The sequence below is a fragment of the Leucobacter sp. BZR 635 genome (assembly GCF_048061935.2).
Taxonomy (GTDB): Bacteria; Actinomycetota; Actinomycetes; order Actinomycetales; family Microbacteriaceae; genus Leucobacter.
Map to the genome: position 1 here is coordinate 1 of NZ_JBLUNZ020000011.1, position 22245 is coordinate 22245.

At 67.3% G+C, this 22245-nt stretch carries 19 protein-coding genes; 7 read left to right on the forward strand and 12 right to left on the reverse strand.

The genetic code is table 11. From position 1 onward, the window contains the following. The 5 genes from ACI1US_RS01805 to ACI1US_RS01825 form a co-directional block, all read right to left on the reverse strand. The coding region (locus ACI1US_RS01805) for a hypothetical protein (RefSeq protein ID WP_461637692.1) at positions 1-239 on the reverse strand (239 nt) is incomplete at its 3' end. Positions 240-247: 8 nt separating this feature from the next. Beyond that, a complete protein-coding gene (locus ACI1US_RS01810; RefSeq protein WP_461637694.1) occupies positions 248-985 on the reverse strand; it encodes an SDR family NAD(P)-dependent oxidoreductase in 738 nt (245 codons plus the stop codon). Between the two features lie 47 nt (positions 986-1032). Then, the gene (locus ACI1US_RS01815) at positions 1033-2070 is read right to left on the reverse strand and encodes an ABC transporter permease (protein WP_461637696.1); all 1038 of its coding nucleotides are present in this window, start codon (positions 2068-2070) and stop codon (positions 1033-1035) included. A 45-nt stretch (positions 2071-2115) separates the two neighbouring features. Beyond that, positions 2116-3618, reverse strand: a complete 1503-nt coding sequence (locus ACI1US_RS01820) for a sugar ABC transporter ATP-binding protein (RefSeq protein ID WP_461637698.1) — start codon at positions 3616-3618, stop codon at positions 2116-2118. Between the two features lie 129 nt (positions 3619-3747). Next, positions 3748-4788, reverse strand: coding sequence for a substrate-binding domain-containing protein (locus ACI1US_RS01825; protein ID WP_461637700.1), 1041 nt, complete (start codon positions 4786-4788; stop codon positions 3748-3750). Positions 4789-5136: 348 nt separating this feature from the next. On the opposite strand from ACI1US_RS01825, the gene ACI1US_RS01830 reads away from it, so the two are divergent. Both ACI1US_RS01830 and dgoD read left to right on the forward strand, forming a co-directional pair. Beyond that, complete coding sequence (locus ACI1US_RS01830; protein WP_461637702.1) at positions 5137-5871, forward strand: FadR/GntR family transcriptional regulator; 735 nt, start codon at positions 5137-5139, stop codon at positions 5869-5871. Positions 5872-6141: 270 nt separating this feature from the next. After that, entirely contained in the window at positions 6142-7287 is a 1146-nt protein-coding gene (gene dgoD, locus ACI1US_RS01835) for a galactonate dehydratase (RefSeq protein WP_461637704.1), read from the forward strand. A gap of 29 nt (positions 7288-7316) precedes the next feature. On the opposite strand, the gene guaB1 is transcribed toward dgoD, so the two are convergent. Further along, positions 7317-8801 carry a GMP reductase gene (guaB1, locus tag ACI1US_RS01840; protein ID WP_461637706.1) on the reverse strand — a complete coding sequence of 495 codons (1485 nt, stop codon included), beginning with the start codon at positions 8799-8801 and terminating at the stop codon, positions 7317-7319. Between the two features lie 131 nt (positions 8802-8932). Here guaB1 and mscL point away from each other — a divergent pair, with 131 nt between their 5' ends. Next, complete coding sequence (gene mscL, locus ACI1US_RS01845) at positions 8933-9382, forward strand: large-conductance mechanosensitive channel protein MscL (protein WP_461637708.1); 450 nt, start codon at positions 8933-8935, stop codon at positions 9380-9382. A 79-nt stretch (positions 9383-9461) separates the two neighbouring features. Here the strand turns inward: mscL and ACI1US_RS01850 are convergent, their stop codons facing one another. The 5 genes from ACI1US_RS01850 to ACI1US_RS01870 form a co-directional block, all read right to left on the reverse strand. Continuing rightward, a complete protein-coding gene (locus ACI1US_RS01850; protein ID WP_461637710.1) occupies positions 9462-10862 on the reverse strand; it encodes a M20/M25/M40 family metallo-hydrolase in 1401 nt (466 codons plus the stop codon). A 441-nt stretch (positions 10863-11303) separates the two neighbouring features. Continuing rightward, positions 11304-12095 (reverse strand): glycerophosphodiester phosphodiesterase family protein, encoded by a 792-nt coding sequence (locus ACI1US_RS01855; RefSeq protein ID WP_461637712.1) that lies wholly within the window; start codon positions 12093-12095, stop codon positions 11304-11306. Between the two features lie 59 nt (positions 12096-12154). Beyond that, positions 12155-12361, reverse strand: coding sequence for a hypothetical protein (locus ACI1US_RS01860; RefSeq protein ID WP_461637714.1), 207 nt, complete (start codon positions 12359-12361; stop codon positions 12155-12157). A 503-nt stretch (positions 12362-12864) separates the two neighbouring features. After that, complete coding sequence (locus ACI1US_RS01865; protein ID WP_461637716.1) at positions 12865-13725, reverse strand: SDR family NAD(P)-dependent oxidoreductase; 861 nt, start codon at positions 13723-13725, stop codon at positions 12865-12867. A 31-nt stretch (positions 13726-13756) separates the two neighbouring features. Then, positions 13757-15430, reverse strand: a complete 1674-nt coding sequence (locus tag ACI1US_RS01870; protein WP_461637718.1) for an FAD-binding oxidoreductase — start codon at positions 15428-15430, stop codon at positions 13757-13759. 17 nt (positions 15431-15447) lie between these two features. On the opposite strand from ACI1US_RS01870, the gene ACI1US_RS01875 reads away from it, so the two are divergent. Beyond that, complete coding sequence (locus ACI1US_RS01875) at positions 15448-16095, forward strand: TetR/AcrR family transcriptional regulator (RefSeq protein WP_461637719.1); 648 nt, start codon at positions 15448-15450, stop codon at positions 16093-16095. Positions 16096-16137: 42 nt separating this feature from the next. Beyond that, positions 16138-17841, forward strand: a complete 1704-nt coding sequence (locus ACI1US_RS01880; RefSeq protein WP_461637720.1) for a glycerol-3-phosphate dehydrogenase/oxidase — start codon at positions 16138-16140, stop codon at positions 17839-17841. On the opposite strand, the gene ACI1US_RS01885 is transcribed toward ACI1US_RS01880, so the two are convergent. After that, a complete protein-coding gene (locus tag ACI1US_RS01885) occupies positions 17817-19781 on the reverse strand; it encodes a helix-turn-helix domain-containing protein (RefSeq protein WP_461637722.1) in 1965 nt (654 codons plus the stop codon). The genes ACI1US_RS01880 and ACI1US_RS01885 overlap by 25 nt on opposite strands. A gap of 112 nt (positions 19782-19893) precedes the next feature. On the opposite strand from ACI1US_RS01885, the gene ACI1US_RS01890 reads away from it, so the two are divergent. After that, the gene (locus ACI1US_RS01890; RefSeq protein WP_461637724.1) at positions 19894-21063 is read left to right on the forward strand and encodes an alcohol dehydrogenase catalytic domain-containing protein; all 1170 of its coding nucleotides are present in this window, start codon (positions 19894-19896) and stop codon (positions 21061-21063) included. Beyond that, positions 21060-22220, forward strand: coding sequence for a thiolase family protein (locus tag ACI1US_RS01895; protein WP_461637726.1), 1161 nt, complete (start codon positions 21060-21062; stop codon positions 22218-22220). The genes ACI1US_RS01890 and ACI1US_RS01895 overlap by 4 nt, the downstream gene beginning before the upstream one ends. The last annotated feature ends 25 nt before the right edge of the window (positions 22221-22245 follow it).

Consider the following 22245-nt stretch of genomic DNA (forward strand, 5'->3'; position numbering starts at 1 on the left):
TCGCCGTGGTCGGGTACCGCGCGCCCGTCGACGACACAGGCGTCGATGGTCGGCGCGCACTCGTCCCAGCCGCTCATTTCGGAGTCCACGAACGGGAGCCCCGGCCCTTCACCGGCACTCGCGCGTTGCTGCGCCAGCCACTCGCGCCCGTCGGCGTCGCGGAGCGAAGTGATTTTCGCCCCGCGATCGACGCGCACAGTCGCCGAGAGCCGGTCTCCCCGGATGAGGATCGTCGACATGGGCCCGGCTACGAGTACAGTGAGGAGGTCTGCCCGCCGTCGACGGGAACCGAGACCCCGGTGACGTATGAGGCCCCCTCGCCGGCGAGGAAGACGATGACGGAGGCGATCTCCGCGGGCTCGGCGAAGCGCCTGAGCGAGGCTTGCATCTCTGCGGCCGCGACGCCGTCATCGTCCATGCCGTCCCACACCCGCGTGTTCACGGAGCCGGGGAGCACGGCGTTCACGCGCACCTCGGGCGCGTAGTCGAGGGACAGCTGCCTGGTGAGGGCGACGATTCCGCCCTTTGCTGCGGCATACGCGGGGTGCCCGGGCCACGCGAGCAACGCGTGCACGCTCGAGACGTTGACCATCGATCCTCTCGCGGCCGTGAGCGTGTCGTGGAACGTGTGCATGGATCGGTAGATGCTGCCGAGTGACACGTCGAGCGTCGAGTGCCATCCGGCCGAGTCAAGCTCGTGTGCGGGGGCCACAACGTTACGGAACGCATTGTTCACGATGACGGCGGGTGCTCGGCCTCCGGCGCGCAGCGCAGCGGAGAGCGCAGCCCACTCCTCATCGGAGGCGACGTCGAGCCGGTGCCCGGTGGCCGATCCCCCGCGCTCGGTGATCTCGCGGGCAACCCGCTCAGCTGCGGCCCCGTCGATGTCGGTCACGACAACGTCGTCGCCCTGCTCGGCAAACGCGTTCGCGGTTGCGGCCCCGATCCCGTGGCCTGCTCCGGTGATACACACCACTCGTTTCACTGCGTTCTCCCTGATTCGTCTCACCTGTGTGCGTGTCTCTACGTTAGCTAGGCGGGCAGGCCCACGGCGCGCTGACCGCTGCGGCGCTGCTGAATGATGACTGCGACAACGAGCAGCGCACCCTTGGCCACGTTCTGCCAGAACGAGTTGACCCCGAGCACGGTGAGGCCGTTCGACAGCACACCGAGGAGGATCACCGCGAGCACCGTGCCCGGAATGCTCCCCTTGCCGCCCGTGAGCACGGCACCGCCGAGTGCGGCCGCGGTAATCGCATCGAGCTCGAGGCCCTCGCTGCCCGACACCGGCTGCCCGCTGCCCGTTCGCGCGGTGAGGAGCACGCCCGCGATGCCAGCGACGATGCCGACGTAGGCGTAGATGCCGATGATGTAGCGGTTGATATTGATGCCCGAGAGGCGCGCTGCGACTGGGTTGCCACCGATTGCGTAGATGTTGCGGCCGATGTCGGTGTAGCGGAGCACAATGTGGGTCGCGAGCGCGATGAGCAGGAAAATCCAGATGAGGATCGGGATCCCGGCAAACGTGCCGCGGCCAATCGCCGTGAAGATGGGGTCGCTGCCGGTGTAGCCCTGTGAGCGTCCACCCGAGATGAGCTGTGCAAGGCCCTTGTAGGCCGCGAGCATCGCGAGGGTCGCAATCACCGCGTTGACTCGCCCGTAAATAATGATGACCCCGTTGAGGAGGCCGCAGAGGAGGCCCAGCAGCAGCGCAGAGGCGATCCCGATCATCGACGATGATGCGGCGGTGAAGATCATCGCGCTCACCACCGAGGTTAGCCCGGCCATGGAGCCGACCGAGATATCAAGCCCGCCGAGCAAGATCACCACCGTCTGCACGATCGCGAGGACGCCGAACACGGCGATCGCGGTGCCGATGGAGAGGAGGTTCTGGGGCCTAAAGAAGTTCTGGTTCTGCGAGCCGATGAGGGTGACGAGCAGGATCAGCGCAACGATCAGGCTCAGGTTTTGTACGCCGACACGGGCGACGAGCGCGCGGAAGAAGCCGCCCGACTTGCTCGCTGCCTCCTGCCCGCTCTGGGGTGTGGATTCAGTCTGACTTGTGGACACGGTGTGTGCTCCTTAAAACAGTCGCGGTGGCGACGAAGAATGTGGTTATGCCTGTGCGGCTTCGCTGTGTGGAAGCGCCATCGCGAGAATGCCCTCTTCCGTTGCCGACTCATGGCTCAGCTCGCCGACGATGCGGCCGCCCTGCATGACGAGCACACGGTCGGCAAGCCCGATGACTTCTGGCAGCTCGGAGGAGATCACGAGAACGGCGATACCGGCCTGGGCGAGCTCATCGATGACGCCGTAGATCTCGGCCTTGGCTCCGACGTCTACGCCGCGCGTGGGCTCGTCAAGAATGAGCAGCTTCGGTCTGCGGGCGAGCCATCTGCCGAGAACCACCTTCTGCTGGTTTCCCCCTGACAGTGTGCCGATCTCGGTTTCCATGCTCGGCGTGCGCACGCGCATCCGGTCGATCAACGCCTGAACGGTCTCTCGCTCCTTCGCAGCTCGAATGAACCTGAACTTCGTGATCCGGTCGAGGATCGCCAGGCTCATGTTGTCGCGCACCGATCGCTGCATCAGCAGCGCCTGCGCCTTTCGTTCCTCTGGCGCGAGGCCGATGCCGGCGCGGATCGCGTCGGCGGGTGAGCGCAGCGTGACGGCCTCCCCTTCCACGGCGATACTGCCCGAGCTGTAGGGGAGATCCCCCATGATCGTTCGTGCGAGCTCGGATCGGCCCGCACCGATGAGTCCGGCGATCGCGAGCACCTCCCCCGCCCGCACCGTAAACGAGATGTTGTGAACATGCTCGCTTTCGAGCGCTTCGACGCGGAGGACCTCGGCACCACCCGGGTTGCGCCCACGCTGAAAGATGCTGCCGAGATCTCGGCCGACCATCATTCGCACGAGTTCGGCCTCGTCGGTGTCCGCGGTGTCACGCACGCCAACCATCACCCCGTCGCGGAGCACCGCGGCGCGGTCAGCGATGCGAAAGATCTCCGCCATGCGGTGCGAGACGTAGACGATTGCGGCCCCCGCGTCGCGGAGCCGCTCAATCAGCGCGAACAGCGCGTCGACTTCCTGCTCGGTCAGCGAAGACGTTGGCTCGTCGAACGCGATCACGTCAGGCCGGCCGACGATGCCGCGCATGATCTCGACGATCTGGCGCTGCGCCGGCGACAGGGTGGACCCCAGGGCTGCCGGATCGAGCACCTGGCCGAAGCCGAACTCATTGAGGGCTTCCTGCGTCTTCTTGTTCAGCTGGCCGGCGGAGAAGAATCCGCCCCTGCTGTCGAGATTTCCGACAAACACGTTCTCGGCGACCGAGACGTGCTGAATAATTTCGGGCTCCTGCGCGATCACGCGCAGGCCCCGGTTCATGGCCTCTTGCGACGACCGAAACTGTACGGGCTCACCGTTGAGCGAGATCTCGCCAGCGTCGGGCACGTAGTCGCCCGAGAGGATCTTCAGCATCGTAGATTTCCCGGCGCCGTTTTCGCCCAGCAGCGCGAGCACTTCGCCCGCGCGAATATCGAGATCAATGCCGCGAAGGGCCTTGACTCCGGTGAAGCTCTTCGCGAGACCACGAATAGTGACCGTTGTTGTCAACGTCGACTCCTTCAATTACCGATGGGGCGGCAGTGCCGGCTCCAAAGTTCGTGCACAAAAGGTCGTGCACACCAGCCTGTGCACGCAGCGAGAGGGGCGGGTGCGCTCGCGCACCCGCCCGCGTCTGGCTTAGGTGCAGGCGACGCCGGCGGCCTCCCAGTTTTCGGCGTTCACGATCGACGTCTCAGCGATCGTGTTGCCCGGGAGCTCGGTGCCGTTCTCGAGGTGATCCACGAGGACCTTCATCGCGGCCTTGCCCACGTCAACGCCGCTGAGAAACAGGGCTGCCCGGTTGCCAGTCTCAGCACCGGCCTGCCAGTCCTTGCAGGTCAGGTATGCGCCGAGGCCCACCCCAACAATGTTGTCGGGGCTCACGCCGGCGTTCTGCAGCGCGGTCACTGCACCAGTTTCGGACTCGTCGTTGCACCCGACGACGACCCAATTCTCGACGCCCTCATTGCCAGTGATCGCCGCCGCGGTCTTGTCCTGTGCGTCGACGTTGGAGTTGTCCGAGCCAATCTCGATGCGCTTGAGCTCAGCCGCGCTGTCCTTCGAGAACTGGTCGTACGCGCCTCCGACGCGATCCTCACACGTCTGCAGGTCCTGCTTCGAGACACTCACGAATCGCGTCGCAGCGGCGTCCCACTTCGTCTCCTTGTACAGACGCGCGGCCTCAGCGCCGACGGCCTCCCCCATGGCGCGGCCGTCGAAGCCGACGAAGGGCGCGGCCTTGCCGTCAGCGTCCTCGATCATGTCGTCGGTCGCAAGCAGCGCGATGCCGGCGTCTTTTGCTGTCTGAATCACCTGGGGGCCGATCTTCTGATCGGGTACCACGATCGCAACTGCGTCGTAGCCCTGCGCAATGACGGTCTGCAGCTGGCTGATCGCCTCGTTCGCGTCGTCGCCCACGTTGATCACCGTGAGTTCGGCGCCGGCCTCGGCGGCGAACTCTTTCGCGCCGTCGGCCTGGTCGATGAAGTACTGCTGGTCGCCCTGCTTCTGGATATACGCAATCTTCAGCTTGCCGTCGTCCGCTCCGCCGCCCGCTGCTCCGCCGCCCGCCGCTCCCCCGTCTGTGGTTCCACACGCTGAGAGACCCGCGGCAAGGCCGACTGCGCCGATAGCCGCCATGATTGTGAGCCCGTAACGGGGCTTTCTCGATACGTACATGTTGCTCCTTTGCAAACAATTTCCACGATGCTCGGGGCGTATTCCGCGGAGCACTTTTGTATTATAAACATATCTTTGACGCCCCGTGCAAGCCCTGCGCGATCCGCAGGATCCGCAATGTCGAATCGTTACCCGAATTTCCACGAGACCCGAGAACACTGGCAAGTTAACGACAACATGACGCGAACCCGAGCCGTTGACGGCACCTACCGGACCTTGCTAGATTAGTCATACAATAATCCTTAAGGGGTTCAACGATGATCACTACTCACGACGCGCTCGCGCGGGACGCGCATGACTAAGAGCGCCTCAGCCGAGATCGCACTTCTATCCAGTAAAGTGACAGAGGTGACCACTCGATCGATCCGAGGCCTCCACGGGCAGCTTCTCACCGCACTGGGTGAGCGCATTGTCGGTGGCGATTGGCCGCCCGGAACGGTGATCGACGTCACCGAGATCGAGTCGGAGTACGGGGTGTCCCGCACCACCGTGCGCGAAGCACTCAAGTCGCTCGCCAATAAGGGCCTCATCGATGCGCGGCCCAAGATTGGCACCTACGTACTGCCGAAGAACAACTGGATGTACCTCGACGCCGACGTGATGACCTGGCGCGCCTCCGGCACTCTCGAACCCGGGATCGCCGAGCGCCTCGCAGAGATGCGCGACGTCATTGAACCCGGTGCCGCGCGACTCGCGGCGATCCACCACACCGCAGCAGACGCAACCGAGCTGCGGGCCGCATACGCCCAGATGGTTGACTCTGCCGACGGCACCATCGAGGAGCTGTCAGACGCAGACGCACGGTTTCACCGCGCCGTGCTGGAAGCGACCCACAACGAGTTCATTCAGGGCCTCGAAGTTGTACTCGACCGCCTGCTCCTCATGCGGAACAAGCTCGCACTCAGCGCCCCGCACGCAGAGAACTACCTCGCGCTTCACGAAGCAGTGCTCACCGCAATACTCGACCGCAACGCCGGGACCGCCGAGCTTGCGACGCGCACCCTGCTCTCCGAGGCAGCGGAAGACGTGCGGAGCGCGCTGAACGCCGGCGTCCGCACGAAGCGCCCCTCCGCAACCACCTAGACCCGCACTCCGGCTAGGCCCGCGTTCCGGCGAGTTCCGCGTCCCGACTAGTTCCGCGTCCCGGCGAGTCCAGCCTGCTAGCACCGAGCGCCCCTCAGCGGCCAGCGGCCCGATCCCGCACCCGATCCCGCACGCGATCCCGCGAGGCCTCTCCAGCGCAGCCGCAGACGACGCGTTCCTCCCCAACTTCAAGCCCGTGTCTACTCAACCCCGTGTTCGAGACCGACGAAGGTTTCGACTCACTCATCCAATGACCCCAGGAAGGGCACCATGATTATCGATCGCGTTGAAACATTTCTCGTCGCTCCAAGGTGGCTATTCGTTCGCATAGAGACCGACACCGGCGTGGTCGGATGGGGCGAGCCTGTGGTGGAAGGCCAGGCCGACGTTGTCCGCGCCACCGTGGATCTGCTCAGCGAGCATCTCATCGGCGCAGATCCCTCGCGCATTGAAGACATCTGGCAGGTGCTCATGAAGGGCGGCTTTTACCGCGGGGGCGCGATCCTCTCAAGCGCCGTCGCCGGGATCGACCAGGCGCTCTGGGATATCAAGGGCAAGGCCCTCGGGGTTCCCGTGCACGACCTGCTCGGTGGCCACGTGCGAGATCGGATTCGCATGTACGGCTGGGTCGGCGGCGACGAGCCGTCAGAGGTAGCCGACAACATTGCGGAGCGCATCGAGGCAGGCCTCACCGCCGTGAAGATGAACGCGAGCGGCCGCATGCCCCGCCTCGGCACGGTCGCCGACATCGACGGCGTGGTGCAGCGCGTCGCGGCCGCACGCGAGGTGCTCGGCGAGCATCGCGACGTTGCGATCGACGTGCACGGCCGATTCACCCTCGCGAACGCCCGCCGGGTGGCCCCGCTGCTCGAGCCCTTCCGGCCGTTCTTTATCGAGGAGCCGGTGGTGCCCGAGAACTCACACCTCATCGGTGCCCTCGCCTCGTTCACCTCTACCCCAATCGCAACGGGTGAGCGGCTCTACTCCCGGCAGGAGTTCTTGCCGGTGTTCGAGGCCGGAATTAGCATCGCCCAGCCCGACCTCTCACACGCGGGCGGTATCACCGAGGTGCGCAAGATCGCTTCGCTCGCCGAGATGTTCGACGTGAGCCTCGCCCCGCACTGCCCGCTCGGGCCGATCGCCCTGGCGGCGTGCCTGCAGGTCGGCTTCGCCACGCCGAACTACCTCATTCAAGAGCAGAGTATCGGCATCCACTACAACGAGGGTGCCGACGTGCTCGACTACCTCGTCGATACGTCGCCCTTCGACTTCAAGGACGGCCACATCGAACGCCTCACCGCCCCCGGGCTGGGAATCGAGGTCGACGAGGCCGCGGTCCGCGCGGCAGACCGGCAGGGCCACTCGTGGCGGTCACCGGTGTGGCGCTACGCTGACGGCAGCTTCGCGGAGTGGTAACAAGCGCGACGTAAGGAGCGGGGAAGGCGCTACCAGGAGACTGGAAGCGCCTTGCCCTCCTCGTAGCCCGCCGCCGACTGCAGCCCGACACGGGCATTGTCATGGAACTCGCTCAGGCTCGCGGCCCCGGCGTAGGTGAACGAGGAGCGCACCCCCGAGGTGATCATGTCGACAAGGTCTTCAACGCCCGGGCGCTGCGGATCCAGATAGATCTTCGACGACGAGATCCCCTCGGCGAACAGCTCCTTGCGGGCGCGCTCGTATGCGTCGAGCGCCGCGAACCGCCCCTGCACGGCCTTCGTGGACGCCATGCCCCACGACTCCTTGTACTGCCGCCCCTCGGGGTCGCTCTGCAACTCGCCGGGCGACTCCGCGGTTCCGGCGAACCACGAGCCGATCATCACCGATCCCGCGCCCGCCGCAAGCGCGAGCGCGACGTCGCGAGGGTAACGCACTCCCCCGTCAGCCCAGACGTGCGCGCCGAGCTGCCTGGCGGCCTGCGCGGTCTCGAGCACCGCCGAGAACTGGGGCCGGCCGACCGCGGTCATCATGCGGGTCGTGCACATCGCGCCGGGGCCGACGCCCACCTTGAGGATCGTCGCCCCTGCGTTCACGAGGTCGCGCACGCCGTCGGGGGTGACGATGTTGCCGGCGACGATCGGGAGGCCGAGGTTGAGGGCGGCGATCGCCCCGAGCGCGCGGATCATCGTCTCCTGGTGCCCGTGGGCGGTGTCGACGACGAGCACATCGGCACCAGCCTCCGCGAGTGCGCGCGCCTTGCCTGCCGCGTCGCCGTTGATGCCGACCGCGACGGCGACCGCGAGCCGGCCGTCCGCGTCGAGGGCGGGCCGGTAGATCGACGTGCGCAGCGCCGAGCGACGCGAGAGCGTGCCGCGGACGATCCCGCCCTCCGCGATAACCGCCGCCTCGCCGCCGCCAGCGCTCAGCAGCGCATCGACGGCGTCGAACACCGCGCGCGGGTGCGCGGCGTCGGACCCGAGTTCCGCGAGGTCGAGCACTGGCGGCGCTCCGAGCGTGAGGTCGCCGAGCTTCGCGTCGTGCGGCACAACCTGGAGTCTCGTCGCTGACAGCACACCTCGCACATCGGCGACAGCGAGATCCGCACCGCCCGCGCGGCTCGCGACCACGACGCTCTGCCCCTCGGCCGCGGGCACCAGGCGCAGCGCGTCGGCCGCGGTCTGCTCAGGAGCGAGCACGATCGGGGAGTCGAAGGAGACGGGCTGCGCCTTCACCCAGCGAATCGCCTCGGCGAGTGAGTCGCCGCTCATGTCCTGCGGCAGCACGCCGAGGCCGCCGCGGCGCGCGAGCACAGCGGCGAGGCGTGGGCCCGTCACCGAGTTCATGTTCGCCGAGACGAGCGGGATGGTCGCAGGGGTCCCGTCGGTCGGGGTGAGGTCGACCGCGAGGCGGCTCGAGACGGCCGACCGGCGCGGCACGAGAAACACGTCTGAGTAGGTGAGATCCAGTGAGGGCTGGGCGCCAATAAACTCCATGGGCTCAGGCTACCGCGCGCCCGTGTGCGGCGATACAGGGTCGCGTATCCTATTCAGAGGTAATACATTGGTGGCTAAGAATTACTCACCATTCGCCCAGATCACACTTGCAATAGGCAAAGGGGAAGCACATGTTCAAAGGGTTCAAGGAGTTCCTGCTCCGCGGCAACGTTATCGACCTCGCGGTCGCCGTCGTCATCGGCGCTGCGTTCAACGCGGTCGTTGAGAAGGTCGTTGCGACGCTCATCAACCCACTGATCGGGCTCGCGTTCAAGGCCGACTCGCTCGACGACGCTCTCAAGGTGGGTCTGCCCAACGGTGACACGCTCGCGATCGGCGCGCTCATCGGCGCGATCATCAACTTCCTCATCGTCGCGGCAGTCGTCTACTTCGTGTTCGTGCTCCCCATGAACGAGCTGCGCAAGCGCACCGCCAAGACCGAAGAGGAGGGCCCCGCAGCGGCCTCCGAGCAGGAGCTGCTCTCGGAGATCCGCGACCTCCTCAAGGCACAGAACGGCGCGGTTGCTGCTGCCCCCGCTGCTCCCGCCGGCCCCGCGCACGCAGAGAAGCCGCAGGCATAGCTCCCCCGCTGAATCGCCAAAGGGCGGTGCCGGATCCTCGATCCGACACCGCCCTTTCGCATGCCCGCGACGCCGCGGGCTACAGCCCCTGGTTCATCCGCGCGAGGAAGATCGCCTCGGCGGCAAGCGCCTTCCGGTACGAGCCGAGGTGCAGCGACTCGTTCGGAGAGTGGGCGCGGCCGTCCGGATCCTCGACCCCGGTCACGAGAATCTCCGCACCCGGGAACTCCTCGACAAGCTCGGCGATGAACGGGATCGATCCGCCCGCGCCCATGTCAACCGGCGCTCGATCGAAGCCCTGCTCCATTGCCGCGCGCATGTGCGCGACCGCGGGGCCCGTGGTGTCGACGCTAAAGGACTGGCCGAGACCCGGATCCTCAAACGTGAGCTTCGCGCCGAACGGCGCGTGCGCCTCGAGGTGCCCGGTGAGCGCCTCGTAGTACTCCTGCGGGTCCTGGCCCGGCGCGACGCGAGCCGAGATGCGCACCGTCACGCTCGGGATGAGCGTGTTCGAGGCGTTCGCGATATCCGGCGCATCGATTCCGGTCACGGTGATCGCGGGCTGCGCCCAGATGCGCGAGAGGATCTCGCCACGGCCGATCGGCGAGACACCGTCGAGCAGGCCGGACTCGGCGCGCAGCCGCGCCTCGTCGTACGCTGGGGTCACGAGCTCCGCGCTCTTCAGCCCCTCAACGGCGACCGCGCCGTCCGTGTCCCAGAGGGTGCCGAGCAGCTTCACCGCGGCGAGCATCGCGTCGGGGATCGCTCCGCCGAACATGCCCGAGTGCGTCGCGTGCGCCATGGTCTCGATCTTCACGTTGAACGCGACCGCGCCGCGCAGCGCCACAGTGAGGCCCGGGGTGTCGACATCCCAGTTGCCCGAGTCAGCGACGATGATCGCGTCGGCCTCGAGCTCGTCGCGGTTCTCACGCAGGAAGTTGCCGAAGGACTGCGAGGCCCACTCCTCTTCGCCCTCGATGAAGACGGCGAGGCCGAGGTCGAAGTCCTCGCCCTGGGTTGCGGCGAGCGCGCGGATCGCGGTGACGTGCGCCATCACGCCGGCCTTGTCGTCTGCTGCGCCGCGGGCGAAGAGCCGCTCGCCGCGCTGCGTCGGCTCGAAGGGCGGGGTCTCCCACTCCTCGTCCTTCCCGGGAGGCTGCACGTCGTGGTGAGCGTAGAGCAGCACGGTGGGCGCGCCGTTCTTCGGGGCACGGCGGGCGATGACCGCGGGCTGACCGAGCTCAGGGTTTGCCTCGTTCTCCTGCCCCTCGACGGGGGCGCGGCGGATGTCGACGAAGTCAAAGGCCCCGGTGGAGCGCATGTACTCGGCGACCTTCTCGGCGCTCGCCTGCACGTGGGCGGGGTCGAACGCGGGCCACGACACCGAGGGAATGCGCACGAGTTCGCACAGTTCCTCGATCGTGGTGTCAAAGACTTCGTCAATGTGCTGCTTGATATCGGACTCGAGCGCTTCGCTCATCGCTTCTCCTTTGTGGCTTGGCGCGCCAGGCGGTGTGCGGCGCGCCCTCATCGTGTCTTAAGCCTAGCGAGGCCGGGGTCTGCTTGGATGGACTCAGCCGGGGCTTGAGTCCCGCTGGGCGCATGCCGTGCAGTCGCGCGGCCCCGCCCACTATTCCCCCACTACATTGAAGGACACCACTATGTGCGCACGCATCACCTGCGAAACCTGCTCGAAGCCGACCTGGGCCGGCTGCGGCGAGCATATCGAGGATGCGCTTGAGGGCGTGGCGGCGGCTGACCGCTGCGTCTGCCCCCGCTAGCCCCTGACCCGGCCGGCTCCGGCCTCTGGGCCTGTGTTCTCCCACGCTTCTCAGCGCTGAGTCGGTATGGCCTCAGCGAAGTCAGGGGTTTTTTACCGTAAAAAGCTCCTGACTTCGCTGAGGTCATGGCTGTTGAGCAGCTAGGGAGAGGCCCACAACGCCGACACTGCGAGGTCGGTGCGGTCAGTAATGATGCCGTCAACGCCGAACTCCACGAGCTCGCGCATCTTGTCGGGGTCGTTCACGGTCCACACATGCACCTCGACGCCGCGCGCGTGGGCTTCACGAACCAGCGCGCGCGTCACTACCCGAACTGGACCCTGGCGCTCGGGCACCTGCACGGCGTCGATCCCCGCAAACGCGCGGTCCATCAGCGCACGCGACCGGGTAGTGACTGCGGCAAGCACCTGCACGATGGCGCGCTGACCGGCACCAGTGGCTGGGATCACTCTGCCTCCCGCTGCCGCGGTTGCGGCCGCGACGGCGCGGAGCCGGTAGGTGTCAGAGAAGCTCCCGATGAGCACGCGCTGCGGCGCGAGCGCCCCAATGACCGCGCCGCCGGGTTCTGCCACGGCCGCGGCTTTCATGTCGATGTTGAATTTGCCCTCGGGGAACTCCGTGAGCGTCTCGTCGAGCGCAATGAGCCCGCCGTGCGGGGCCATAAGCTCAGCGAGCTCAGCGTGCGACACGGTTGCCGTGCGGCGAGTGTCTCCGAGCACACGCGTGAGTGTCGCGTCGTGAAAGAGCACCACGCGGCCGTCGCTCGTGAGCTGGCAGTCTGATTCGACGATCTCGGCACCTGCCGCAAATGCCGCCGCGATCGCCTCCCGGGAGTTCTCGACGATGCCGGCGGCTTCACGCTCCGGCGAGACGAAGCCTCGGTGCCCGAAAATGCGGGGCTTACGCCCTTCTCCAAAGAATGGGTGCGTCATGCTTCCAGCATAGAACGCCAGGACTGTGTGCGGTGCGTGGAAACTTTGCTCACGCGCGCTCAGATGCTGAGGCTGCTCGCAGATGCGTCGACGGCAACGGTCTCAGCAATCGGAGGCGCTGCAGTCGGGAGCGCGAGCGCAGCTCCGGTCGCGCTATTGATCAAGAGAAACCCACCAATCGCGGCGAGCAGCGCGAGCAGACAGGCGACGACGAGCGCGGCCGCGACGAACGTTGACGGCTGTTTCAACACCTCTGGGAAGCTCATACTCCTATGTTCCCGCCGGAGAAGGGTGAGCGCGTCAGCCTCGAGTATGAACTGCATGGTACCCAGGTGCCATAGGTGCCTGACTGGTCCAGCTCGATGCGCGTCGAACCCGCCGCTCACTCCCCCATCCATTCCCACCAAACATCCATTCCCACCCAATTTGTCCTGGGTGAGCCGTCTTCGGCCCGCACAAGACTCGGAACAGATTAAACGGGGATGTAGAGCAGCAGAACGCCCCAGGACCGAGCGCCCTACCGCACCGGAACCCAGGGTTCACTCAGCCCGAGCCCGCTCAGCCTCACGGCAAGGGCGCGAAGCGCCCGCGGCAGCCAATAGCGCCGTAGCGTCGCTACTCCCGCAGCCCCGCAAACTCCGCCACCCCCGCCGCTCACCCATCCATTCCGACCCGAGTCTTCCTACGCGAGCCCTATCCGGCCTGCACAAGCGTCAGAACAAATAAAACGGGGGTGTTGAGACCGCGAAGCAGCCAGCACCGAGCAGCCCTACCCGCGCCCCGTGAACTTGTCCATCGACGTGTACACGTTGAACACCTTGTCCGCCACGACGTCCCAGGCGCGGGTCGGCAGAATACCGCGCACGATCATCGCGAGCTTCACCGTCCACGGCCGCAGCACGAGCGGGGTGCCCTTGAGCATCCCCGTCCACGCCGAGCGCACCGCGTACTCCGGCTTCATGATGGGTGTGAGCAGCGGCCCGCGCGCGCCGGCGAACATGCCGGTCGAGATGAAGCTCGGGCAGAACGTCGTTACGGCTATGTGCTCGTGACCCTCGCGCGCGAGCTCGAGGCGGAGCGACTCGGCCCAGCCGATCATCGCCCACTTCGAGGAGGCGTACACGCTCATTCGCGGGTTCGCGATGGTGCCGGCGGCTGACGCGATGTTGAGGATCCGCTTCGGCCGGGACGTATCCGCGATCATCGCTGGCAGAAACTCGCGCGAGATCCACATGGGTGCGAGGGCGTTGATGCGCATCGTGAGTTCGATGTCGTGCTCCTGGTCGTGTTCCCAGAAGAGCGAGCCGCGCACGATGCCCGCGTTGTTTACGATCACGTCGGGCTCGCCGAGCTCGGCGCGGGTGCGCTCGGCTGCGGCGATGACGGCCTCGCGGTCCGAGACGTCGACGATGAACGCCCGCACGTCTGGCCCGGGCCCGCCCCGTCGCCCCGATTCGCGGAGCTCGGCGGCCAGCGCCTCGGCGCGTTCTTCGTCGAGGTCCCAGAGCGCGATCGCTCGCGCCCCCTCGCGGGCTGCCCGCCGCGCGTAGAGCTCACCCATGCCGCGGGCGGCCCCGGTGATGAGCACAGTGGATCCGGGGATCACCGATTGGTTCAGCTTCTTTGCCATGACCACACACTATCTCTCGCGCAGTCGCGAGCTAGACGAGTTTCCCCGGATTCATGATGCCCGCCGGGTCGAGTTCTTGTTTCACCGCGCGCAGCACGCGAACGCCGAGCTCACCGATCTCGTCGGGGAGCATTGCAGCGTGTTCGGTGCCCACCGCGTGGTGGTGGGTGATGGTCGCGCCCGAGGCGAGGATCGCAGCGTTTGCCGCGCCCTTCACCCGTTCGTACTGCGCCACCATGTCGTCCTCCGCCGCAGCGATGAAGGTGTAGTAGAGCGATGCGCCGTTGCGGTAGACGTGCGAGATGTGTCCCTGCACCGCGGCCGGCTTCGACTCGCTGCCGGTTGGCCCGCCCGCGAGGGCCGCGCGGATCGCTTCGGCGACGGCGGTGTGGGTCTCGGGGAGCTTCGTCCACGAGGCCGCGGTCTCGAGGGTGTCGACCATCACGCCGATCGTGAGGAGTTCGTCGCGCAGGCGGGGTGAGCTGAAGCGGCCGCGATCCCACGCTTCGGCGGGAGCGGTCGTCGTGGAGACTGCCCCGTGTGCCTTGAGGATCTTCACCGCGCGCTTGTGCCTGCGCTTCGTGTCTGAGTCGGTGCCTTCCCAGACGCCGAGCAGCAGCGCCGGGGTCTCGATGCCGCGGGCGCGCAGCCAGCGGCGGAGCAGCCGCACGGCGGTGCCGTCGGTCTGCGCGAGAGTGAGTTCGGTTTCTTCCTCGTCGCTGAGCCGGCAGACGTCGGGCAGGTCGCCCTTCGCGCCGTCTTGGGCGAGCGCGCGCAGCGCCTCCGCGCCCGCTTCGAAGGAGGGAAACGCCCATGCGCCGTAGGTTTTCTCGGTGACGCGGGGGCGGACAGCGACGGTCACCGAGGTGATCACGCCGATGGTGCCCTCGCTACCGACAACGAGGTGTTTGAGGTCGGGGCCGGCGGCTGACGATGGTGCGCGGCCGCCGAGCACGAGCGGGCCCTCCGGAGTTTCGAGCGTGACGCCGGTGATGAGATCGGCGATCGCGCCGTACCCGGTCGAGGCCTGCCCCGCCGAGCGCGTGGCCGCGTAGCCGCCGAGCGTGGCCTGCTGGTGTGACTGCGGGATGTGGCCGAGCGTGTAGCCGCGGGCCGCGAGCGCGTGCTCGACCTCGGGGCCGCGGATACCGGGCTCGAAGGTCGCGGTGCGGTCGATCTCGTTGAGCGAGACGAGGGCGTTCAACCGGGTGAGGTCGAGCGCGATCACGGAGGCGTGCCCGCCGCGGAGCGGGGTGACGCCGCCGACGACGCTCGATCCGCCGCCGAACGGCACGATTGCGATGTCGTGGGCGCCGCACGCCGCGATGATGGCGGCGACCTCGGCAGTGGATCCGGGGCTCACGACCGCGTCGGGCACGGCGAGCGGGGTGCCCGCGCGCTGCCGCAGCAGGTCGGGAGTGTGCTTGCCGGCGGCGTGGCGGGCGCGGATCGCGGGATCCTGCGAGACGGTGCCAGTGCCGGCGGCCTCCGCGAGCGCGCCGAGGGCGTCGGCCCCGAGCGTGGAGTCTGGAAGATCCGCCGCGGTGACCTCGGCCGGGGGCGGCTGCACCTTCGCCTTCGGGTCGACGCCGAGACGCTCTGCGAGCACCGCCCGGGTACCGTCGGAGAGCACTCCGCCCGGCGTGAAGGGAGCCCAGCCCCACCAGGGCGACTCGGGGACACTCTCGGTAATATCAGCAGCCATACGTTACAGTGTGACACATGGAAGCACATCGTCACAGGGGCAGTTCGCTCGAAGCACGGGACGAGGCCATTCTTGACGCCGTTTCCGAGGGACTGAGGCGCTACGGTCCGCGCAAACTCACCGCCCAAGACATCGCCGACACCGCGGGAATCTCGCGAATGACGCTCTACCGGGCGATGGGGAGCATGGACAACGCGATCCTGCTTGCGCTCACCCGCGAGTTCTCACGCGCGGTCGAGGAACTCCGCGAGGCTCTGCCCAACCTCGACGGGGCGACGCGACTCGCGATCTTCCTCGGCGCGGGCGCTCGCGCATTTGTCGAGTCAGAGCTCATCTCGTCGGTGGTCGCTCACCAGCCCGAGCTCGTGGAGCCCTACCTCAGCGGCAGGCTCGGCCGCAGCCAGGAGATCGTGCTTGAGGCGATTGCGGAGCTGCTCGGCGAGGGGCAGGCAGACGGCTCGGTTCCGCTCGCGGCCCCGAGCGCGCTCACGCTGCTGCTGCTCGTACGCGGCGTCGCCCTCGGCGCACCCCTGCTCGACCCCGACGACTTCCACACGAGTTGTGCCGAACTCACCGACATGATTGCCGCAACGTTCGGTGCCCGCGAGCTCGGGTCTCACCTGTTTGACGACTTCCTCGCCGCGAGCGAGACACCTCACACCTAAGCGACAGGGCCGGCACCGCAGTCGGCTCGGAACGGGAGCGACATGCTCGACGCACGACCAGGAGACCTGAACGCCGCGAGCCGCGCCCGTGCGCTCGCCCACCTCGCCGAGCACGAGGTTGACGTGCTCGTCATCGGCGGCGGCATCACTGGCGCGGGGGTCGCGCTCGACGCAGTCACGCGCGGCTTATCCGTCGCACTCATCGAGGCGCAGGACCTCGCGAGCGGCACGAGCGGGTTCAGCTCCAAGCTCGTGCACGGCGGGCTCCGCTACCTCGCGAAGGGCGACATCGCGCTCGCGTGGGAGTCGGCGGTCGAGCGCGAGGCGCTCATGCGGAGGATCGCGCCGAACCTCGTACAGTCCCGCGCCTTTCTCGTTCCGAAGTTCTCGGATGGCGGGCTCGGCGGGCGACTCGGGGACGCGCTCACCGAGGTGGGGATCCGGATCGCCGACGTGCTCCGCACCGCCAGCAGGCTCCCGGCGAGCGTGCTCCCCCGGCCTCGCCGCGTCGATCCGCGTGCCGCTCGCCTGCTCGCACCGCGGCTGCGCGAGCGCGGACTCCGCGGCGGCCTCGTCTACTGGGACGGCGCGGTCGAAGACGACACGAGGCTCGTGGTCGCGCTCGCCCGCACCGCCGCGAAGCACGGCGCCCACATCGTTACGGGCGCGCGGGTGCTCCGCGCGAACGACCGCGAGGCATGGGTGGATCCCGGGTCGCCCGACGCAAGCACCGACGCCAACACCAGCACCAGCACCAGCACCAGCACCAGCACCAGCACCAGCACCAGCACCGAGCTCCGGTTTCGCGCCCGCACGGTAATCAACGCCGCCGGCGTGTGGTCGGGAGACTTCGCACCCGAGCTGCCGATCACCCCGAGCCGCGGCACGCACCTCGTCTTCCCCTCGGCGCTCTTCGGCCATCCGCGCGCGGTGATGACCGCCCCGGTGCCCGGCCACTTCGGCCGCTATGTGTTCGTGCTGCCGCAGTCGAACGGGCTGAGCTACCTCGGCCTCACCGACGAACCCGCCCCCGGTGCCGACGGCTACGACCCCGGGGTACCCGAGAGCGACGTGGACTTTCTGCTCGACATCGCGAACGCCTCGCTCGACGTCACCCTCGACCGCTCCGACGTGCTCAGCGCGTTCTCGGGGCTCAGGCCGCTCGTGGGCAGCGGCGCGGACTCGGCATCCGCCTCGCGCAGGCACCTCGTGCTCGACAGCCCCGGTGCTCCGATCACCGTGACCGGCGGCAAGCTCACCGTCTACCGCCGGATGGCGCAGGACGCGGTCGACGTCGCCGTGCGCAGGCTCGGCGAGTCGGCCAGGTCGCGCCCCGCGGTGTCTCGCCGCGTGCCGGTGATCGGATCGCCCGGCTCAGAGCCGCGATCCTCGGCTGCGCGGTCAGGATCGCCGAGCGACCCACGCACCACCCTCGTGTGGCCTGGCGAAGACCCCGACGGCTCGATCGCCGCGCGGCTCGAGCGCGTCTACGGCTGGGAGGCTCCGCGCATCGCTGAGCTTGCCGCGGCGACGCCGGCGCTCCAGGCCGAGATCGCACCCGGAGCGGGAATCACCGGAGCCGAGGTCGCGTTCGCGGCGCTCGCCGAGGGTGCTCGCTCGGTCGAGGATGTGCTGGAACGCCGGACGCGCCTGGCGCTCGACCCGGAGCTCGCCGCGGCCGCTGCGCCCGCGGTGCGGGAGGTTCTGGAGGTGCTGCGTCCTCACAGCACCGGATCCGACATGTAGCGGCTGTTCGGGGCCTTAGTCTGCAGCCTGTGAAGCTGCAGCGCAACATAGATCATCGAGCTCCTCCTGGTGGTGTGCCAGTCTTCGCCGAGCAGGGCGCTGATTCGCTCAAGCCGCTGTCGCAGCGTGTTGGGGTGCACGTGCAGGTACTCAGCAGCCCGCACCTGATGTCTATCGCTCGCGAAGAACGCCCACAGCGTCTCGACGAGTTGCGAGCCGCGCTCGGAGTCGTAGTTCATCAGGGGCTCGATCTCGAGGTCGATGAGCGTCCTCACCTGGTCGGGGGTCGCTGACGACATGAGCATCCCAACGGCACCGAGCTCGGCGCTCGTCGACGACTCCTCGCGAATGCCGAGGGCTAGCATCGCGTGCAGGGTCTGCTCCGCCGTTCGATGGGCGCGAGCGAGGGAACCTCCAAGACGCCCTTCGATGCCGATTCCCACGGTTGCCGAGACTTGCTTGCGCGCGAGCTGCTGCACGATAGCCTCGCCCACGTTTTCGGAGCCCATGACGACGGTCCGGCCCCCGTATTCAGCCACGGCTCCCGCGCTCCACGCAGGCAGCGAGCACAGCACATCAACGATGAGTGCCGCACGACTGTCGGAGTCAACCACGTGGACGAAGACTGGGTGTCCCTCCGACAAACCAAATCTTCCCGCCCGGAGCAGCATTGACTCTTCGAAGTTCTCGGGGGGAACGAGGAACGCATGCACAAAGCCAGACTGCGCCCGCGCAGCCTCTTCCCTGCTGCTCTCATCAATGAGGCGCAGCACGCTGAGCATCACCGCCGCGCGCCGCAGCACCCGCTCGCGATCCTGATCCACGTTGCCCTCAACGACGATGCCACCGAGCAGGCGCGCGGCAGCTCCGACCGCAAGAATCGATAGGCCCGCCCCGCCACCAACACCAACACCAACACCAACACCAACACCAACACCAACACCAACACCAACACCAACACCAACGGTGCCCACCGGCGCAAAGTCGCCACTGCGGTGCGACCTGGCGAGCGCCTTCTCGAGAGCGGACTCGGGCGCAGGCAGCTCCCGGGTGCCACGGATCCACTTTCCGAGGTCGTCAACGAGCCACAGCTCGCCGGACTGGTACTCGACAACCTGCTCGAGAAATTGGCCGTAGGGGTCTGCGCTCACTGCGCACTCGACCAGCGCTCGCTCAAATTCCTGCTCGCTCGCCAGCCGCGACTTTTCTGTTTCGAGGGTTGCCTGGAGCCGGTCGCGTTCCTCGAGCGCGGCCTGCATGTCACCAATGAAGCGCGCGTTCGAGAGCGCCACGCAGGCGAGCGCGCTCATCGATTCCACAAGCCAAATCTCTTCGGCAGTGTAGCGACGTTGATATCGCTCGGCGACGAGGAGCGCCCCGAGGAGGACACCGTCACGGAGCAGCGGGGCCCCCATGATTGATCGCACCCCCTCCGCGACAACCGTGTCGTCGATCTCCGGAACGTGAATGATGTCGGGATCCGCAATATAGTCAATTGCTTGAGCCGAGCCGGTGCCGGCGGCAATCTTTCCGAGCACCCCGGTCCCCAGCTCCATGCGGATGTTGCGGTAAGCCTCTGTCGCAACCCCGTCTGTCGTGTGAATGAAGGTTTCGCGAGTGTCGTAGTTATTCAGGCTGATGTACGCCATGTCACTGCCGAGGATCATCCGGGTCCTCCGAACAATGGCGTGGAGCATCGCGTCAAAATCTGTGATGGCGACGAGATCAGTCGTGGTCTCGAGCAGCACCCTGAGCAGGCTCTCGCGCCGCTTGCCCCGCCGCAGGCTCGAGTCGATGCGGCGAACTACGTCGCATTCGGCCTCCGAGAGGTGCTGATCATCGCTCGCTCGCTCGAGCTCTCGCTCGAGAAGCCGCGGCGATTCGTTGCCATCGAGCGCGGAAAGCACAGGCAGCAGGGGGTTCGAAACACGCTGACTCATGTGAGCAGGTTACACCCACCGACACCAATAGTGTTGCCATTTCACGTACCCCCTTTTCCCCGTCGATGACATGCTGAGTTGCATCACACGGCAACGTACGAAGAGGTAAGAGTTGAAGATCATCGGCGCGGTACTCGAGAACAGTGACTCGCAGCGGCCTTTCGCACAGTCACGCCCCATATCTGTGGGAGAACTCGAGCTCGACGGCCCCGGCCCTTCTCAGCTCCTCATCCGCATCGAGGCCGCGGGCGTCTGCCACTCCGACCTCTCCGTCGTCGACGGCAACCGCCGCCGCCCGACACCGATGTTGCTCGGCCACGAAGCAGCCGGGATTGTCGAGCAGGTCGGCGAGGGCGTCGAGCACTGCAAGGTCGGCGACCGCGTGGTACTCACGTTCCTCCCGCGATGTGGTGAGTGCAGCGGATGCCTCTCCGGCGGCAAGCTGCCGTGCAAACCCGGCTCGGTTTCGAACAATCAAGGCACCCTCTTCGACGGCTCCCTCAAGCTCTCGCGCGCGACCGGCAAGGTCTGGCACCACCTTGGCGTCTCGGGGTTCGCGACGCACGCGGTCGTTGACGTTCGCTCGGTCGTGCGCGTCGAGCACGATGTTCCCGCGGAGATCGCCGCGCTGCTTGGCTGCGCGGTACTCACCGGCGGCGGCGCGATCCTCAACGAGGGGCAGCTCGCTGCCGGCGACGAGACCGCGGTCGTGGGGCTCGGCGGCGTCGGCATGGCCGCGCTCATCACCGCTGTCGCCCTCGGGCACGGTCCTGTGTATGGCATCGATCTGTCGGCAGAGAAACGGGCGCTTGCACGTGATCTCGGCGCGGCCGGTGCTTACACCCCCGAGGAGGCAGTCGAACTCGGCCTCGCCGCGGCGTGCGTAATCGAGGCTGCGGGCCACCCGCAAGCGCTCGAGACCGCGGTCTCCCTCACCGCGGCGGGCGGACGGACGATCACGGTCGGCCTCCCCCACCCGAACGCGCGCATCTCGGTCTCACCGCTCGGCCTCGTTGCAGATGCTCGCACCATCTCCGGCTGCTACCTCGGCTCTGCTATCCCCGAGCGCGACATCCCAATCTTTGCCGACCTCTGGCGCAGCGGAAAACTCCCGCTCGAGCGGCTCGTCAGCTCATACGTCACCCTCGATGAGCTCAACGGGGCAATGGACCTCCTCGCCGAGGGCAAGGCCCTACGCCAGATCATCCGGTTCACCAACGATCTCGAGCAGCCGCACGCCCCCAGAGAGTCAACCACCGTGCAGAATGGAGCGAGCGCATGAGCGACTCCCGAATCCCCGTCATCACGAGCGCCGTGCGCACGCCCATCGGGAGGCGCGCGGGATCCCTCGCCGGTTACGAAGCGTCTGAACTGGGCGGCCTCGCCATCCGCGAGGCTGTGCTCCGCTCGCGCCTCGCCCCGGAGGAAATCACCGACGTGATCTTCGGAAACACGCTTTCGCACCAGGGAAACGTCGCCCGTGTGGCGGCGCTGCACGCGGGTCTCGGCGCGGAGGTTCCGGGGGTGACAATTGACCGCCAGTGCGGCTCGGGCATCAACACCGTCGGGCTCGCGGCTCAGGCGGTCATGGCAAGCGGCGGCGTCTACGTTGCTGGCGGGGCAGAAAGCATGTCGCGGGAACCCTTCCTGCTCGAGCGCGCGCCGCGCGCCTTCGCGCCCACCCCGCCACGCTTCCTACGCCGCGAGCTCGCGACCGCCGAGGTTGGTGACCCGGTCATGGGCACCACCGCAGAGAACATCGCGAAGCGCTACGGCATCTCGCGCGAGGAGCAGGATCGCTTTGCGCTCGAAAGCCAGAAGCGGATGGCTGCGGCTGTCGCACGGGGTGCCTTCGACGAACAGCTCACTGCGGTACCGCTCGCGGACGGCTCGACATTCACGGTCGACGAGCACCCGCGCGCCGACAGCACGCTCGAGGCGCTCGCTCGCCTCCGCCCCGCATTCGAGGCTGATGGAACTGTCACCGCCGGTAACGCCTCCGGCATCAACGATGGTGCAGCGGCGACCGTGGTCATGAGTCTCGCTGAGGCGAACTCACGCGGCATTGCCCCGCTCGCGCGCATCACCGGTTGGGCGGTCGCGGGCGTCGATCCCAACTTCATGGGCCTCGGGCCGGTGCCCGCGACGCGGCGGCTACTAGCGCAGACCGGTGCCGACATTGACAGCTTCGACCTCGTCGAACTCAACGAGGCATTCGCGGTGCAGGCGCTCGCCTGTCAGCGCGACCTCGGCATCGCTCCGGAGAAGCTGAACGTACTCGGAGGCGCCATCGCCCACGGCCACCCCATCGCAGCAACCGGGACGATGCTCATCGCGAAGCTCGTGAGCGAGCTGCGCCACCGCGGGCTGCGCCGAGGCCTTGTCACCGCATGCATCGGCGGCGGGCAAGGCATCGCGCTTTCAGTCGAGTGCGACTGAGCTTCCCGCCTCGCGGCGATGCTGC

What these genes read in the sequence shown, in the direction of transcription:
- ACI1US_RS01825 (WP_461637700.1), bottom strand. Translation starts at nt 4,788, where the DNA reads ATGTACGTATCGAGAAAGCCCCGTTACGGGCTCACAATCATGGCGGCT.
- dgoD (WP_461637704.1), top strand. Translation starts at nt 6,142, where the DNA reads ATGATTATCGATCGCGTTGAAACATTTCTCGTCGCTCCAAGGTGGCTA.
- guaB1 (WP_461637706.1), bottom strand. Translation starts at nt 8,801, where the DNA reads ATGGAGTTTATTGGCGCCCAGCCCTCACTGGATCTCACCTACTCAGAC.
- mscL (WP_461637708.1), top strand. Translation starts at nt 8,933, where the DNA reads ATGTTCAAAGGGTTCAAGGAGTTCCTGCTCCGCGGCAACGTTATCGAC.
- ACI1US_RS01850 (WP_461637710.1), bottom strand. Translation starts at nt 10,862, where the DNA reads ATGAGCGAAGCGCTCGAGTCCGATATCAAGCAGCACATTGACGAAGTC.
- ACI1US_RS01855 (WP_461637712.1), bottom strand. Translation starts at nt 12,095, where the DNA reads ATGACGCACCCATTCTTTGGAGAAGGGCGTAAGCCCCGCATTTTCGGG.
- ACI1US_RS01860 (WP_461637714.1), bottom strand. Translation starts at nt 12,361, where the DNA reads ATGAGCTTCCCAGAGGTGTTGAAACAGCCGTCAACGTTCGTCGCGGCC.
- ACI1US_RS01865 (WP_461637716.1), bottom strand. Translation starts at nt 13,725, where the DNA reads ATGGCAAAGAAGCTGAACCAATCGGTGATCCCCGGATCCACTGTGCTC.
- ACI1US_RS01870 (WP_461637718.1), bottom strand. Translation starts at nt 15,430, where the DNA reads ATGGCTGCTGATATTACCGAGAGTGTCCCCGAGTCGCCCTGGTGGGGC.
- ACI1US_RS01875 (WP_461637719.1), top strand. Translation starts at nt 15,448, where the DNA reads ATGGAAGCACATCGTCACAGGGGCAGTTCGCTCGAAGCACGGGACGAG.
- ACI1US_RS01880 (WP_461637720.1), top strand. Translation starts at nt 16,138, where the DNA reads ATGCTCGACGCACGACCAGGAGACCTGAACGCCGCGAGCCGCGCCCGT.
- ACI1US_RS01885 (WP_461637722.1), bottom strand. Translation starts at nt 19,781, where the DNA reads ATGAGTCAGCGTGTTTCGAACCCCCTGCTGCCTGTGCTTTCCGCGCTC.
- ACI1US_RS01895 (WP_461637726.1), top strand. Translation starts at nt 21,060, where the DNA reads ATGAGCGACTCCCGAATCCCCGTCATCACGAGCGCCGTGCGCACGCCC.